This window comes from Agrobacterium sp. 5Ca39 (assembly GCF_055382365.1).
This window is the reverse complement of the sequence record NZ_AP026437.1, coordinates 1,150,105-1,164,990: the sequence shown is the minus strand read 5'-3', so window position 1 is coordinate 1,164,990 and position 14,886 is coordinate 1,150,105. Positions and strand designations below refer to the sequence as shown.

General features: G+C 56.7%; 12 protein-coding genes and 1 pseudogene. 7 read left to right on the top strand and 6 right to left on the bottom strand.

The window, feature by feature from the left end; translation table 11 throughout:
- Positions 1–103: 103 nt before the first annotated feature.
- Positions 104–1,204, bottom strand: a complete 1,101-nt coding sequence (locus ACZ47E_RS19045) for a Gfo/Idh/MocA family protein (protein WP_278067447.1) — start codon at positions 1,202–1,204, stop codon at positions 104–106.
- Positions 1,205–1,327: 123 nt separating this feature from the next.
- A complete protein-coding gene (locus ACZ47E_RS19040; protein ID WP_278067448.1) occupies positions 1,328–3,007 on the bottom strand; it encodes an MFS transporter in 1,680 nt (559 codons plus the stop codon).
- Between the two features lie 334 nt (positions 3,008–3,341).
- Between ACZ47E_RS19040 and ACZ47E_RS19035 the strand changes: the two genes are divergently transcribed.
- The 6 genes from ACZ47E_RS19035 (at position 3,342) to ACZ47E_RS19010 (ending at position 8,915) form a co-directional block, all read left to right on the top strand.
- Complete coding sequence (locus ACZ47E_RS19035) at positions 3,342–4,067, top strand: pirin family protein (RefSeq protein WP_278067449.1); 726 nt, start codon at positions 3,342–3,344, stop codon at positions 4,065–4,067.
- Between the two features lie 262 nt (positions 4,068–4,329).
- Positions 4,330–5,448, top strand: coding sequence for an NAD(P)-dependent alcohol dehydrogenase (locus ACZ47E_RS19030; protein ID WP_107341184.1), 1,119 nt, complete (start codon positions 4,330–4,332; stop codon positions 5,446–5,448).
- Between the two features lie 43 nt (positions 5,449–5,491).
- A complete protein-coding gene (locus tag ACZ47E_RS19025) occupies positions 5,492–6,571 on the top strand; it encodes an MBL fold metallo-hydrolase (protein WP_278067450.1) in 1,080 nt (359 codons plus the stop codon).
- Positions 6,572–6,696: 125 nt separating this feature from the next.
- Positions 6,697–7,890: an aldehyde dehydrogenase family protein gene (locus tag ACZ47E_RS19020; RefSeq protein WP_278067451.1), complete on the top strand. Its 1,194-nt coding sequence runs from the start codon at positions 6,697–6,699 to the stop codon at positions 7,888–7,890.
- On the top strand, positions 7,862–8,152 hold the full coding sequence (locus ACZ47E_RS19015; RefSeq protein WP_464017123.1) for an aldehyde dehydrogenase family protein: 291 nt from the start codon (positions 7,862–7,864) through the stop codon (positions 8,150–8,152). Before ACZ47E_RS19020 ends, ACZ47E_RS19015 begins: the two co-directional genes overlap by 29 nt.
- Positions 8,153–8,354: 202 nt before the next feature.
- A complete protein-coding gene (locus ACZ47E_RS19010) occupies positions 8,355–8,915 on the top strand; it encodes a hypothetical protein (protein WP_278067453.1) in 561 nt (186 codons plus the stop codon).
- A 198-nt stretch (positions 8,916–9,113) separates the two neighbouring features.
- Here the strand turns inward: ACZ47E_RS19010 and ACZ47E_RS19005 are convergent, their stop codons facing one another.
- The gene (locus ACZ47E_RS19005; RefSeq protein WP_112416852.1) at positions 9,114–10,013 is read right to left on the bottom strand and encodes a LysR family transcriptional regulator; all 900 of its coding nucleotides are present in this window, start codon (positions 10,011–10,013) and stop codon (positions 9,114–9,116) included.
- A gap of 402 nt (positions 10,014–10,415) precedes the next feature.
- On the opposite strand from ACZ47E_RS19005, the gene ACZ47E_RS19000 reads away from it, so the two are divergent.
- A complete protein-coding gene (locus ACZ47E_RS19000; RefSeq protein ID WP_278067514.1) occupies positions 10,416–11,009 on the top strand; it encodes a nitroreductase family protein in 594 nt (197 codons plus the stop codon).
- A 513-nt stretch (positions 11,010–11,522) separates the two neighbouring features.
- On the opposite strand, the pseudogene ACZ47E_RS18995 reads toward ACZ47E_RS19000, so the two are convergent.
- From ACZ47E_RS18995 to ACZ47E_RS18985, 3 genes and pseudogenes are all read right to left on the bottom strand, one after another.
- A pseudogene (locus ACZ47E_RS18995) lies at positions 11,523–11,704 on the bottom strand (nitrate ABC transporter substrate-binding protein); the annotation flags it as partial.
- Between the two features lie 198 nt (positions 11,705–11,902).
- On the bottom strand, positions 11,903–12,634 hold the full coding sequence (locus ACZ47E_RS18990) for a response regulator transcription factor (RefSeq protein WP_278067454.1): 732 nt from the start codon (positions 12,632–12,634) through the stop codon (positions 11,903–11,905).
- 98 nt (positions 12,635–12,732) lie between these two features.
- Positions 12,733–14,820, bottom strand: a complete 2,088-nt coding sequence (locus tag ACZ47E_RS18985) for a sensor histidine kinase (RefSeq protein ID WP_464017122.1) — start codon at positions 14,818–14,820, stop codon at positions 12,733–12,735.
- Positions 14,821–14,886 lie beyond the last annotated feature (66 nt).

Below are 14,886 nucleotides of genomic sequence, written 5' to 3'. Positions count from 1 at the left end.
TGTTGGCCGATGTTGCGCACGGTCTCGTTGAGCGCATTTCCGTACGGCTTGCGCTTACGGACGGCTCGACACTCGTTGCGAATGCCGGGCCGTCTGGGACATCTCAACCAATGTGCTGCCGCTCACCTGTTCTTGCCGCAAGCTCGACGGCTGCGATCAAACGGCTGTTATGGCGGGCATGGTCGAAACCTGGAGTGGTGTATGTACCATTCGTCAGATCCCGCCCCAGGGAGGCATAAACCTCCCCGACATTGATAGCGGCTCCTGCCCAGAAATCGGCGGCTGTTGGGCTGACACCATTGGAGACCGGCCTGTCGGGCGCAGCAAATTCCAGGCTTGACGAAATTGAAATGTCTCCGACCTGTACGCCTGCCAGGTGATTGCCGGTGAGCATAAGCGAGCCCTGCGAGCCACGGATCTCAAAAACGAAACTCGCGTCTTCTGCAGGGACGCCAGCCAGAATCTGAACGGACACAGGCGCACCACTTGCCGTCTTTGCGATCAGATCGAGATGATCCGGAACCTCTCGCTTCGAAGTCTCACCTGTATCGACGATCTCGATCTCCGGCCAGAGCAACTCCGTGCGCGCATCGACCTCGGTAATGTTACCAAGCACTGCCTCGATGACGTCCAGCACGTGGCCTGCCGTAATCGTCATGAAGCTGGCGCCGGAAGCGGCCTTGTTGAAATAGTCGTACACGCTTGGAGATTGAGGACCGTAGCCGAATGTGGTCGCGCCGACACGTGCGGACATCAAGCGCCCGAGTTTTCCTGAACCGACCAGTTCGGCCGCACGCCGGACCGCAGGATTATGCCGGCCTTGCAGGCCGATCGCGGTATGCAAAGACCCCACTGCCGCAGCCATCTCGTTTGTTTCCGACAGCGTTGCGCCCAGAGGCGCTTCGCAATAGACCGATTTGCCTGCCTGCAGGGCGGCCATCACGAGCTCCTTGTGTGCCGGCACTTTCACGGCGACCGTGATGACCTCAATGCTCTCATCTCTTATCATCGCATAGGGATCGGCAAACCAGAGTTCTGCGCCGAATGCTTCGGCCGCCGCCTTGGCGCTTTCCTCGCGTCGGGTCGCGACTGCCGCCAGCGTCAGGTGAGGTTGTGACGCCAGGGCTGGCACATGCGATGCGCCCGCCCAACTTGCGTGAGTGTCCGCTCCAATAATACCCACACGAAATTTCTTATCCGACATCTGTAATGCTCCAGGTCACGTTACCGAACGCTCCCCGGCGTCCTGGGCAAGATGTAATCGACCCTCGGCACTGCGATGAAATCGATAAATAGTATGAGCGAACATCCACGCGGTGGATATCACCTACCGCTCCTGTGGCCACACTGCGACCAAAAGAAGTATTGCCCCGGTTGTCGCAATAGCGCTCAAGACCACTCGCGCCTGAAACGAAAGCGTCGGCGGGTGCCAAGGCATTCCTGACTGCCGCTTGGTCGGACCAACCGGATCGATATGGGCAGCACCGTTAGTGGACATGTGTTTATCACGGCGAATTTCCGCCAGCTTATGGCGAATGCGAATTACGAGGAGCACAGCCAGATAGGCCGCGGTTAAGAAAGCCAACACCGCCGCTAGGCGCAAGGCGTTTTGTTGGGCAAGGACCCAATTTTGCGAAGCAATCGCGATGCCGTCGATACAGGCGCCGAACAGGGCCTGGCCGGTGAGAGCGCCCATCGAATTGACTGCCCCAAAAAGGACGGTAAAACTCAAGAGTTCTCGGCTGCCTTTCTGCAGCGCGCTCGTGATGCCTAACACCAGCGCGGGCCCAAGAAAAAACATGGCGGCGAATGAGATCACCGCTTGGGACAGGTAAAACCAGGGCAGATGGTCAAGGCTCGTGGCCGAGCTGTCGGCAAGTGTCGCAGCAGCTATCGCGGTGACCGCCAGCGTCATGGGGATCGCCAGTTTTTCGACATTTACCGTTATTGCGCTCACGATCACGCCCACAACAGCGCTGACAAAGGTGACTATCGAAAGTGTTCTGAGGTGTTCGTCGCTGCCTCCTAGCGCCGTTAAAAATCTGGTTGCAACATTCTGTTCGGCAAGGACGATCCTGGCCATGAGGATTGCAAAACCAAAGCGGACAATATCACCGCTCCCAAGCCAACGCAGGTTGAGGAGAGGTGTGGTCCGGCCGTTCTCGAGTATCAGCGCGGTGATGATAACTGGAAGCGCAAGTGACAGAAACCAGATTATCCAAGGCGCCTCGAACCATCCTTCCAGTCGTCCGAGCCCCAACACTGCTGCAATCATAGCGAGGCTACCACCCAAAAGCAGAAAGGTGAGGAAATCCAAAGGTTCGAATGCTCGCTCTCGCTCGGCGGGTGGCAGCCGAAATGCACCGACGGCGGCGAAGGAGAGAAATGCAAGCCCGGCTTCGAACAGAAATATCGACTGCCAATGCGCGCTGACAGACAGCCATGGCGAGACGACGCTTGCGAGCGGGAACGCGCATTGCGAGATACCAAGGCCAAGTATGAGGCCCCGGATGCGCCAACGGCCTGGAAGGGCCTGCATCACGTAGAACAAGGACAACGGCGTTAACGCCGCCGCAACAAAGCCGCTTGCAGCCCGGATGGCAAGTGTGAGCCAGTGATCTGCGGTCAACAGATGGGTAAGGGAGAGGAGGGCATACAGGCCAAGGGCGAGCTGCGTGAATACACGCAGGCCATATTGCTGCCGGAGCTTGATCAGCAGCAGATTGGCGGAAATATTGGTCATGGCATAGGCCATTGGCAGCCAGGCCGCTTGAACGGAGCTCAACGCCAAGCCTGCCTGTAGTTCCGTGACGTTGACCATGACCAGCGCGTTGCCAAGCCCGCCTGTCAGGCCGACCAGAATTGCAACGAGGGCATAGGCGGTCCGCAGCGTCACGGCATGCTCAGGCGTCGCCGGCGACCCAGCGACGACTGGTCTTTCATGCTCGGGAAAGTCCCATGTTTCCTCACGGAAAAAGCTGCCAACTCGGCGCGTCAGTCTCATCATCGTGCTCTCTTGTTCGATTGACCGCATCAATCCGCCGCAGTCTAACCCAACTTCGATGGCCTGCGGCGTTGCTGGTTTGGCAACATAAGGTTCGAACTATCGCGACTTGCTGCGAGCAGTCATTCGCTCAAAATCAGCGACATCATTCGAGGCGCCCTTCATTCGCAATAGAGCGGATGGGCGCACTTAACTTCAGGAGGCAAAGATGCTTCACAGGTCCATCAGCAGGATTACGACGACACCGCCTCTCGGGCCCGGTTTCGCAGGCGAGCGGCACAAGGCGGCCCTCGTCGTCGCGCCAGGAGATTTTTCCGCAACTGATCCGTTCTTCTTGATGGCGGACGACCATGTGACCGGAGAGGGGCAATTCGGCGAGACCCACCCACATGCCGGCCTGGAGACCGTCACGTTCATGCTTGACGGCACGATGGCAGATACCGGTGGGCGTCTAATTGAGGGCGATGTGGAGTGGATGACCGCCGGAAGCGGCATCGTCCATTCGGAAGATGCCCAGGTCTCGACAGGAATGCGTCTGCTTCAGCTATGGCTGGTTCTTCCCGAGCAGGACCGCAATATGGCGCCAAGGGTGCAGATCCTGAGGCGCGACAAAATGCCGGGACACCGCGGCGATGGCTTCGTGGCGACCGTTTACAGCGGCCGCTCGGCAGGGATCGTCGCGTCGACGAAGAATGCCGTGCCCGTAACCCTGGTCGACATTCGGCTTGAGGCGGGAGCCGAGTTTGAGCAGGTTTTGCCGTCATCCTATAATGGCTTTGTCGTGGTCATCGCGGGCGAAATCGAAGCAGGCACCGGAGCGACGACGCTAACGACGGATAAGGTCGGTTGGACCAATCCGGTGGCAACTGACGGTGAAAGCGCCATAAGGCTGAAAGCGGGTGAAGATGGCGCGCGCGTGCTTTTGTATGCAGGCCAACCGCAAAAAATCCATGTCGTAGCACAAGGCCCATTTATCGCAGGCTCCAAAGAGGAGCTTGCCGGCTACTATGCCGCATACCGCCAAGGCAAATTCCCGAATGCCGGCACGATGCGACCTGCCTGATATCGCTTTCCAGCCGCCACGAAACCACAAGGGGTTTCGTTATCAGGAACCCGACGTTCCGCCATTGCTGTCTTTAGCCGTTCGACAGCACGGCTATGTGTGCGAACAGCAGACCCGCAAACGGGCTGAGAACACAAGCCGCTTCACCACCACTCGTTCGAAACTCAAGCGGATTTCATCAAGCCTTCCGAACATGGATCGCCCTTGGTCCGTGAGCGGGATCATTCGCCCCGGTATCCGCAATCAGCCCATGGAGGAACAGATGACCCAATCCGCCACCGCAGCCGTACTGGAAGAAAAAAACGGCCCCTTCATCCTCCGTGAAGTGAAGCTTGAGGCGCCGCGCCCCGACGAAGTGCTCATCCGCATGGTTGCTACGGGCATCTGTGCAACCGATGCGCATGTCAGGCAACAGCTCATGCCGACGCCGCTCCCCGCGATCCTCGGCCACGAAGGCGCCGGCATCGTTGAACGCGTCGGATCGACCGTATCGCATCTCAAGCCCGGCGATCATGTCGTTCTTTCCTATCACTCCTGCGGCCACTGCAAGCCCTGCATGTCTTCCCATGCGGCCTACTGCGACCACGTCTGGGAAACGAATTTCGCCGGCGCCAGGCTCGATGGAACGATCGGCGTTGCAGCGTCCGACGGGAACAGGCTCAATGCGCACTTCTTCGGTCAGTCCTCATTCTCCACATATGCGCTCGCTCACCAGCGCAATACCGTCAAGGTCCCGGACGACGTGCCGCTTGAACTGCTTGGGCCGCTCGGTTGCGGCTTTCAGACCGGCGCCGGCTCCGTCTTGAAGGCGCTCAACGTGCCGGTAGGCGCATCTATCGCCATCTTCGGTGTAGGGGCAGTCGGCCTGGCGGCGGTCATGGCTGCAAAGATTGCCGATGCGGCTGTCGTTATCGCCGTCGATGTCAGTACCGAACGGCTGAAACTCGCTTCCGACCTCGGCGCGACGCATTGCGTCAACCCGCGTGAGCAAACCGATGTTGCCTCGGCGATCAGGGATATCGCTTCTCGCGGCGTCGAATACGTCCTCGACACGAGCGGCCGGAAGGAGAACCTCGATGCCGGCATCGGCGCTCTTGCTCCGATGGGGCAGTTCGGTTTCGTCGCCTTCAACGGCCATTCGGGCGCGGTTGTCGACGCATCCCGGCTCACGGTAGGGCAAAGCCTCATCGGGATTATCCAGGGCGATGCCATTTCCGGCCTGATGATCCCGGAACTGGTCGGTCTCTATCGAAACGGTCGTTTTCCCTTCGACAGGCTGCTCACTTTCTACGACTTCGCCGACATCAACGGGGCGTTTGACGATGTCGCGGCGGGGCGCGTGATCAAGGCTGTCCTGCGCTTTCCCCCGCAAGCCGCTTAACCACCCACTTCTTTCGATATTGCGAACATTGAGGATTGAGTAAATGTGCGACCGACACCAGAAGCTGATCAAAGCAACCGACGAGCCCAACTTTTTCGGGATCGACCATTACGGCTTTCCGGAGGCCGGGGAGCACCCGGCTGATCCGCCGGGATATTATCCTGAGTATTTCTCCTCCGACCGCTTCCAGAGGCTCGGCTACCATGTCGAGGAGCTTCGTGGCGGTTTCTATTGGGTCACCAGCGGCGGCTATGACGCGGCCTTCGTCGTGACCAGCGATGGTGTCGTCGCTATCGACGCACCGCCGACGATCGGTGAAAACATGCTGGCCGCGATCGAAGACGTTACGGACAAGCCGGTAACGCACGTGATCTACAGCCATTGGCACACCGATCACATCGGTGCCGCTTCGGTTTTCGGGCCGGATGTCGAGATCGTCGCGCACGACATCACCAGGGAATTGCTGAAGCGGTTCCCCGATCCAAACCGACCGGTGCCAACCCTGACATTCCACAAGGATCATTTGCTTGTCGTCGGCGGGGTGACGTTGGAACTCTCCTACAAGGGCGAGAACCACTGCCCCGGCAATATCTTCATCTATGCGCCGGCGCAAAAGGTACTGACCGTCATCGATATCGTCAGCCCCGGCAGCGCCACCTTCATGCATTGCGACGCATCGCAAAATATCACTGGCTGGTACGAAGCCCAGAAGCAACTGATGGAATATGACTTCGATTTCCTCGTCGCCGGCCATCACATGAAGTACGGGACGCCGGAAACGGTCGCGGCTTCAATCGAATATTTCCAGGACGTCCTCGACGGAGCGCAGGCGGCCGTGGCTCGATTCAGCCGGTCGGATGCGCTCGTGAGCATCCTGGAGGGCGCGGGCTGGGACCAGGTGTTTTCCGGCACCGAGAACTGGATCAATTCTATGGCCAATTTCGCCACGAAATACGTCCTGGAAAAGAAGAGCAGCAATGGCCAGCTCTGGTCCGAGCGGCTTGCCGGCGTGACGACCCAGACGAAATACCACGCCTATACCGTGCTGGAATCTATCCGCCTGGAAAGGCCCCGGCCGAATTATCGTTTGCGGGGCGAAAATCCGCCACCGTTCCTGACCTAACCGGGTTCGTCCGCCACCCCAACCCGGAATCGGGCGGGCAAGGCCTGCCCCGATATATGCGGAGGTCGCCACTCAAAGGGCGGGTCATATCTCGCGCACCCTTGCAACGTCAGAAAGACAAGTCAATGACCACGATTTCCGCACATAACTGGATCGACGGCACCTTTGTCTCGTCTTCCAAACGCGGCCGCTCCATCGATCCAGCGACATATGAGACGATCGGAGATTATCCCGATGATGGCGGAGCGGCCGCGCACTCTGCCATCGAAGCCGCAAAACGCGCGTTCCGCGAAACCCCCTGGCGCGACGATGCCGAGCTTCGTGCAAGGGTGCTCGATCAGATGGCATCGGCAATCGAGCGAAATCGCGAACGCCTGATCGACATCCTCTCGCTTGAGAACGGCAAACTGCTCGGCGAGGCGGCACTGGAGATCGACGGAAGTCCGAGCAAGCTTCGATACTGGGCTGCGATGGCGCGTACGGAGGCAGGGCGGGCGACATTGCCCAAGCCCGGCAGCCTCTCCATGATTCTACGCCAGCCGATGGGAGTGGCGGGGATTATCGTTCCCTGGAATTCTCCTGTCATTCTTGCGGTCCGTTCCTTCGCTCCGGCACTTGCCGCCGGCTGCGCGGTCGTCGTCAAGATGCCCGGCCAGACGGCGCAAATCGCCAGCGTCCTGGCCGAGGTTCTCGCGGAAGCGAAAGACCTGCCGGGTGGTATCCTGAACATGTTCATCGAGAGGAGTACGGAGGGCGCAGCGCTTCTGGTGGAAAGTCCCGATGTGCCGACGATCAGCTTCACGGGAAGTACGCAAACCGGCCGCACCATCGGTGCCATCGGTGCGAAGAGGATGAAGCGGTTCGGGTTGGAACTCGGTGGCAAGGCTCCGATGATCGTATTTGACGACGCTGATATCGACGCCACGCTACCGGTTCTCGAAAAGGCACTGACCATCTTTGCCGGCCAGTTCTGTATGACGGGCTCGCGGCTGCTCGTACAGAATTCGATCTACGAACGGGTCCGCGACGGCCTCGCCGAACGGCTGCGTGCCGTCAAAGTCGGGCCGGCATCCGATCCGGCAAGCGACATGGGGCCGCTAATCGATAAGCAGAACGTCGCCCGCGTCGATAACGTGGTGAAAAATGCACTGTCAGCGGGTGCAACTGCGGTCGTTCGAGGAGGTCCCGTGACACAAGGCCCTTTGGCGAAAGGTGCTTTTTTTTCGCCCTTCGATGCTGGAGGTCTCCGACAACGGCCTGCCGGTCGTCCAGCAGGAAACATTCGGTCCTGTGATCACCATCCAGCGGTTCTCCGATGAGCGGGAAGCAGCCGCGCTGGCAAACGATAACGACTATGGCCTGTCCGCCTCGGTCTGGACACGGGACCTTGACCGCTCGTTACGGGTCGCACAGGCGCTCGAAGCCGGAACCGTGTTCGTCAACGACTGGGCCAAGGTGTATGACGGGACGGAGGAGGGTGGCTTCAAGCAATCCGGTCTCGGGAGGCTGAACGGCGTTGCCGCAATCGAGGACTTTATCGAGTACAAGCACATCGCTCTTAAGCCGGGTTTGTTGCGATAAAAGGAGCCAGTTGGTCAGAAGGTGTGCTTCCTTCAAGCCAGCGCATCGATTGCTGGAGCTTCAATTGAAATTCGCATTCGGTCTTCCGGCGTAATCTCCACTTAATGTTACCAATCCAGTTTGGCTGACCGATGCAGACATCTGACAAAATTGGTCGGCATCTCCTCTGATTGAATACAGCAACTTCCGAGAGGATAATGATTTGCAAGACAAGGTCGACGCTTTGATGCAGGCGGAAAGAACTATGATGGATGCGATACATGCAGCCATCATCCAGGCGGCAAAGGAATCGGAGGCTGCATTTCAGCCACTTGGACCACCAACCACCGCCCAAGCCTACTTCGCGGATGCCGCCATGCGTCAGCTGTTTTTGCACGTGTGTGGTGCGAATGCGGACACGGCCAAGGGTGGTGATCCAGACCACGCCTGGGAAATACTCTATTTGGGGCGCGGCACGGCCCGCTATTGGGAAAAAGAACGCGGAATTCGGTCGAGACGCCGAAAGGCAGAGAGCCATGCGGAACTCGAAATAGAGAGACGCGAGAAATCTGCCCTTGCGCTAAGTGCTCAGAAGTTCGCAACCGACACTGTTATCCGCGCACTGGTCGAACATGCCAGCATTTCCGACCCCGATCTGCGCGATCGTATAGCGGCCTCCGTCAAGCCGCGTGTCAGCGTCACCGATCCACTTTCGCAAGTCGGGCAGGAATTCCGCGATTTGGCTAAGGTTTCGCTCGCCCGCCTTATTGGCACGGCCACTTGAAAGCCATCGGCAATACGGAGCCACCGCCCGCTATCCGGTCAAGACCGCCTGGTCCTGCGGTTCTCCTTGCCGGTCGTGATCTTCAATGGACGTTAGGATTACGGCACCTTGGGTTTCTGAGACTTAGAGTAGCCGGTCTTAAAGGTGCCGTGTCTTGAACTCCCGGCGGCGGTTATTGAGTTCGACGAGCGGCAGTCATTACACCTCACGTTCGAATTTCTCATACAGGAAGTTCACCAGCGCGCGCACTCGAGCGATGCCTGCGCGCGCTGGTGGCATCAATATGTGCAAATCTGCTCCCGCGTGACTATAGCCTGGGACGACGACTTCGAGCTCACCTCTGGCAAGCGACTCTTGAACCATGAAGAGGGGCAGTACCACGATACCAAGTCCGCCGCGCGCCGCGGCAAGCATCATTTGACCGTTGTCTGTGCGGAATTGTGAGTTCACGCGGACTTGTTCCCATCCATCCGGACCTTGAAAACGCCAGCTGACCGTATCGAAGGAGTAGAGTATGGCGTTGTGCGCAGCCAGTTCAGCGGGCTTTGAGGGGCGTCCTCTGGCTTCCAGATAGGATGGACTGGCGACGACAGCCCAACGTACCTTTGCAAGTTTTCTCGTGATCAGCGCGGAATCGGGTATGCTTCCGATCCGTACGGCCAAATCATACGCCTCTGCGACAAGATCCGGCTGACGGTCCTCAAAGCGGACATCGAAATGGATCCTTGGGTGGAGGAGGGCAAACTCTGCCAGCAGCGGAGCGAGACAGAACTCTCCGAAAGCGACGGGAACCGAAACTCTAACCTGACCAGATGCTTCGGTCGTCGACCTTACGACCATCTCCTGCGCTGATTCCAGTTCGGCCAACCCAGATGCTGCTCTTACATGGTACTCGCGGCCGACGTCTGTAAGGGTTGTTCCCTTCTGGGAACGTGTGAGGAGCGTTGCGCCTAGAAAATTCTCCAACCGACTGACCCGGCGGCTGACGATCGATTTAGCGATACCCAAACGGCTAGCCGCACCAGCGATACTCCCAGTTTCGACCACCCGAATGAAGGAGATCAAGTCCAAGATCTCGACAGACTCAGGTTCCGACATTAGCAACTCCCCCCTCAGGTAAGTGCGGCTACTGCAACATCGGGTGCGCGAAATTGTCAAGTCTCCACGTTCGGTGCTCACACTGACGTCCTACAGCGACCCTGCAGGTCTTGTTGAATAAACGAAACGGGCAAGTTCCGTGCTTGGTAAAATTCGGTGTCCGCCGTCGCCCTGGAAACCGAGCAGTATGGCTGCAGCGGCTCATTGGAGCGTTGCCGCATCGACCTCACCTTGGCGGATCGCATAACGCTGCATAGGGTGCTGGCATCGTTCTTTTTTCCGCAACAATGGGTTTCGCTTTGGCAGCCTATTTTTCCCACGATCGGGGTCGCATGATTGAATTGATAGAAAAGTCAGGAGAGAAAGTTGAACCTCCCAACGCATAATCCCGATAGCCGCAGTATGACGGTGCAACTTCTTGCAAAACGTCGGACACAGTATTTTCTGGGCAAAAACATCGCGTTCTCTGACGAAGAGATTGATGCAATTATTCGCGAGGCGGTTCGCCTGTCACCCTCAGCCTTTAATTCGCAAAGTTCGCGCGTTGTGATCCTGCACCGCGATGAAAATCAGAAACTCTGGAACATCGTGAAATCGGAGTTGAGTCATATCGTTGAAGGAGAGCCTAAGATGCACGCCTTCAGAAAAATCGACAGCTTCGCTGCCGGAGCAGGCGCAGTTCTTTTCTTCGAGGACCGAAATGTGGTCAGGATATTACAGGATCAGTGGCCTTTGTACGCTGATCACTTTCCAGATTGGTCCGAGCAAGCCTCCGGGATGGCGCAACTTTCGGTCTGGATCGCGCTTGCCGGCGTGGGAATTGGAGCCAGTCTTCAGCACTACAACCCGCTGGTTGACGCAAAGATCAAAAGGCATTGGGACATACCGGAGACATGGCGGTTACGCGCGCAAATGCCGTTCGGCTCCAACGAGGCACCTTTTCCAGCAAAGACGACTATCGCCGATGGTGATCGCTTTCGAAGCTTCTTTCGCTAGACCTGCCGAAGAACGGCGATGCCTGATTATATAATGTATCTAGATGTTTAGGCAAATTGGACCGCAGTTTCAAGGTTCAAATGCCATCAAGAACAATACGATTTGAATTGCCACTCCAACAGACCTCCGCTCACTCTTCCCGATAGCTGGCCCGTTCCTATCAAGTTCCCGGAACGGAGGAAGTTGCGATCCGAATTAGACGCATGTCAACTACGACCTGAACGTATCGGCAATCCTGGAATTTGGTAGCGACTAGGAGGAAAAATATATTGAAAGGGGGAGTCCTTCTGACCTCCTTTCTCCGAGAGGCACAGCCGAGCGAGTTCGCCATTCGTACTTGTGAACGGACCGCGTCAGTGTGGCAAGACGACGTTGGCTCAACCCTGTTCCAGACAGATCGTCCGTATTTCAAGTTAGATGACGAAACGACCTTAGTATCAGCAAAGACCGATCCAGTCGGCTTCGTTCGTCAGATTGATACCGCCATCATAGACGAGGTGCAGCGGGCACCGGAGGCGTCGTATCAGCGTATTTCTCGCGTTTTTGAGCCACATGCGCTGCGAAGCGTCGATGAGTTCGCTCGGTTCGTCCATCACCCACGGGTATTCGCGCACGATGTGCGCCTTGGACCCGATAAGATGCATGCCGCGCACGTAGCCGACTTCGTTGAAATAAGCGACTTCCGACGTCCGGTAACACGCCCCGCGGATCGTTCTATAGAATGCCAACCAGGACCAACACATGCCCGAATTGCGGTCGCGACGGGATATTCCCTTTCAGGATAGCGGCAGTGCATCTGGCATCCTCCCCGACTTTCTGTGACTTCAATCAGTGGTTCCGGACGCCGCCAGGAAACGCCATCGTTGCGAGAACCTGCTTTGGCGCAAAGCCGGTTACTTCATGATGTCAATTTCGACAGAGAATTCGACGCCAGCTCCGTGCGCGACATGGATTGGCAGATCCAAGCCTGCGTCCCTTGCCTTGGAGCGCAGTCGACGGACCACTGCATCCAGACTTCGAGTTTCGGGGTTCAGATCCAGATAGCCCATTGCCGATGTTAAATCAGCCCTGGAAACGATACGACCACTCGCCTTTGCCAGGCAAAGGATCATCTTTGCCTCTCGAGAAGACAACTTTATCGCAATTCCTTGGGGAGAAAAGAGACGCCAGCTCGCGCAATCGATACGCCATGTTGGTCGCGACGTATGAGCGGGCTCTCGGCTGTTCTCGATCCGCCTTATGCGATCCCTCAGATTTCTTACGGCATATACTAATTCGTCTCCGTCGACCGGCTTGGTGAAATATAGATTCGCTCCCTCCGCATACCCACGGATCCTGTCATCACGAAGAGTGCGAGCTGTCAGGATGATAACTCCAAGATCGGTCTTTTCAGTCAAAAAACGCGTCAGCTCAAAGCCGTTAGTGTCTGGCAGGTTTAAATCTACGATAGCAACATCGAATACACCTGCTTGAATAACTGATGCGAACTCTGAGCCGCTTCCAACTGAGGTGACAAAAAATCCGTTTAGCCGGAGAAAATCTGTAAGGCTCTGTCTCAGTTCGAAGTCATCCTCAACGAGAACAACACGAACGACCTGCCTCTCGCTTTCGGATTTTGCTTTCAAGTTCTCCGATGACTGGTCGAGGCCTTGCTTCCACAAATGATATAACTCCTTGATATTCTTATGGCCCGGAAGCGGGAAAACGCGCCAGTTGACATGTCCTAGTCGAATTTATCGAATACGGGCAGCACGATAGCTGCCTCAGTGCCCCCTTCGGCCCGGTTAGAAAGCATGAACTTACCATTGTGGGTCTCAACGGTACGCGCAACAAGCGATAATCCAACGCCCGTTCCTTCAATGTAACCGACATTCTCACCCCGGGCGCCGATTTTTACCAGTTCGTCCATATTTCCGTCTTTGAGGCCGATACCTTGGTCCGTCACACGCAGGAAGATTTTTTCGTCATGGCACGCCGCATTTAGCTCGACGGTAGATTTACCGGTCGGAACCGAGAACTTGACCGCATTCTCCAGGAGATTAACCAACGCCAGCCGCAGCATATCCCTGTCAGCCAACACAAAGGTATCTTCGGAAACGTTGTCGACTGTAATGGTGATTTTAGCCCTTGGATTAAGGTCACGCGCGATAGATAACGCCGCGTCAATCAGCGAAGTCACCTTCGTTTTCGAGAAAGTCGGCTTGTAACTCGGACCTTGCAGCCTGCTTCGAGTTAAATTGACTTCAAGGACCTCGATAAGGCGCTTGACGCCGGCACTCGCTCTGTCCAGCCGCTCGCGATTGGCAACATCACTGTTTGGCAAGGTCAGACGAACGCTTTCAAGATTGGTCTTGATTACCCCGAGTGGTGTCCGATACTGGTGCGAAATCACTTCCATGAAGCGAACCTGTTGCTCCTGTGCCTTCAATTCGGCATCAAGTGCTGTTTCCGCCAGAAGCTTCGCTTTCTCTAGTTCGAGCGTGCGTTCTCGAACGAGATTTTTGGCCTTTTGTTCTGAGACGGTTGCCATCTGAAGGGCGCGACGATCAGCCTCCCTCGTCGCAGCCTCCGCATTTCGAAGCCGTACCGACAGTGAACCCGTCAACAGTGTGAAGTGCACGATGCTCGCGAGCGCATACGAACCGGCAAACCAGCTTGGCAATGGCAAGACACCGTAGCGCTGACTGTTCGTTATGATCAACCCGACCCAAAGTGCCGTAAAGGCCGAAAGGTTAAGCCCGTTTTGCCCGTTGCGCCGACGGACGAAATCAAGAATAGCTATGATCATAGCGGCCGTCGTTAGCAGCAGGATCACCGGCCCGGCAACGAGCGTGAAGTACCGGTTCACACCGATGAATACACAGACGACTCCGATAATCCCAACGATTGCGGCGCAACGAAAAAGAAAATTGATGCGTGGATACCGCTGACTGAGTTCCAAAATGGCGGCAATTGATATGGCGCCAAATGTGAGCCCGAACCATGATGAGCTGCTTGTAAGATAGTCGTTGCCAAGGCCGCCAGCGTCGAAGAACAGCAGACGCGCCAGACCCAGACTCCCAAAGTAAGTTGAGATCACCGCGAGGATATCCAAGGCGATGAAGAGATAAAATTTCTTGCGGTCGAAGTAGAAAAAGAAGAACTGGATAACGAGCAATATACACATGCCGCCAAACCACATGCCCCGAACGATGTTTTGAACAATCGACCTATATTCATAATCGGACGTGGACAGCAGTTCTGCAGAAACATTCAGACTCGCATCCTGATTGCGCGCGCGGATGTAGATGATGGTGGTCTCGCCTGGATCCAACTCCAGAGGGAGTATATTTGCGGAGGTATTGAAGTGCACCTGCGATCGGGGGGAGTGGTCTCCCATTTCGTAGTGATTGAAGTCGTCTGCTGTCATGCCCTCTTTTTGAACGCCAACGTAGACTTCAAGCTCGTCCGTGAAGTTTGGCATGAGGGACAGAAGCAGGTTCTGCGAGCCCTCCGCCTGCGGAGGTAGCGCGAGTGCAAAGCGCATCCATGCTGACGTCTGCACGAAACCCAGATTGATGTCGTGTCGGGCAATTGGCGAAAAGAGAAAGGGCCGCTTGAGTACGTCCGGCAATGTTACGGTCTCGTCCTTAAATAGGGCGACACCGATGAAGCCGTCCAGAGAAAGTGACCGTTGCGCGTCCGGTGGCACAGTCAGAACCCGCATATCGGCAGCGTCGCTATCTGCGCTGGTGGTAGCCGTTACCAAAAATAGCGCGAGCACTAATGTAAAACAGGTCCTTAGTATCGACATCATCCAATCATGGCGCAAGAAAAGCCTGTGCTTTCAGCGGGCAGCCGGTAACTCATTCTTCCTCTGCTGATCAAGCCTGCCCTT

Coding starts and splice junctions, on each gene's coding strand:
- ACZ47E_RS19045 (WP_278067447.1), bottom strand. CDS start 1,204: ATGTCGGATAAGAAATTTCGTGTGGGTATTATTGGAGCGGACACTCAC.
- ACZ47E_RS19040 (WP_278067448.1), bottom strand. CDS start 3,007: ATGATGAGACTGACGCGCCGAGTTGGCAGCTTTTTCCGTGAGGAAACA.
- ACZ47E_RS19035 (WP_278067449.1), top strand. CDS start 3,342: ATGGCGGACGACCATGTGACCGGAGAGGGGCAATTCGGCGAGACCCAC.
- ACZ47E_RS19030 (WP_107341184.1), top strand. CDS start 4,330: ATGACCCAATCCGCCACCGCAGCCGTACTGGAAGAAAAAAACGGCCCC.
- ACZ47E_RS19025 (WP_278067450.1), top strand. CDS start 5,492: ATGTGCGACCGACACCAGAAGCTGATCAAAGCAACCGACGAGCCCAAC.
- ACZ47E_RS19020 (WP_278067451.1), top strand. CDS start 6,697: ATGACCACGATTTCCGCACATAACTGGATCGACGGCACCTTTGTCTCG.
- ACZ47E_RS19005 (WP_112416852.1), bottom strand. CDS start 10,013: ATGTCGGAACCTGAGTCTGTCGAGATCTTGGACTTGATCTCCTTCATT.
- ACZ47E_RS19000 (WP_278067514.1), top strand. CDS start 10,416: ATGACGGTGCAACTTCTTGCAAAACGTCGGACACAGTATTTTCTGGGC.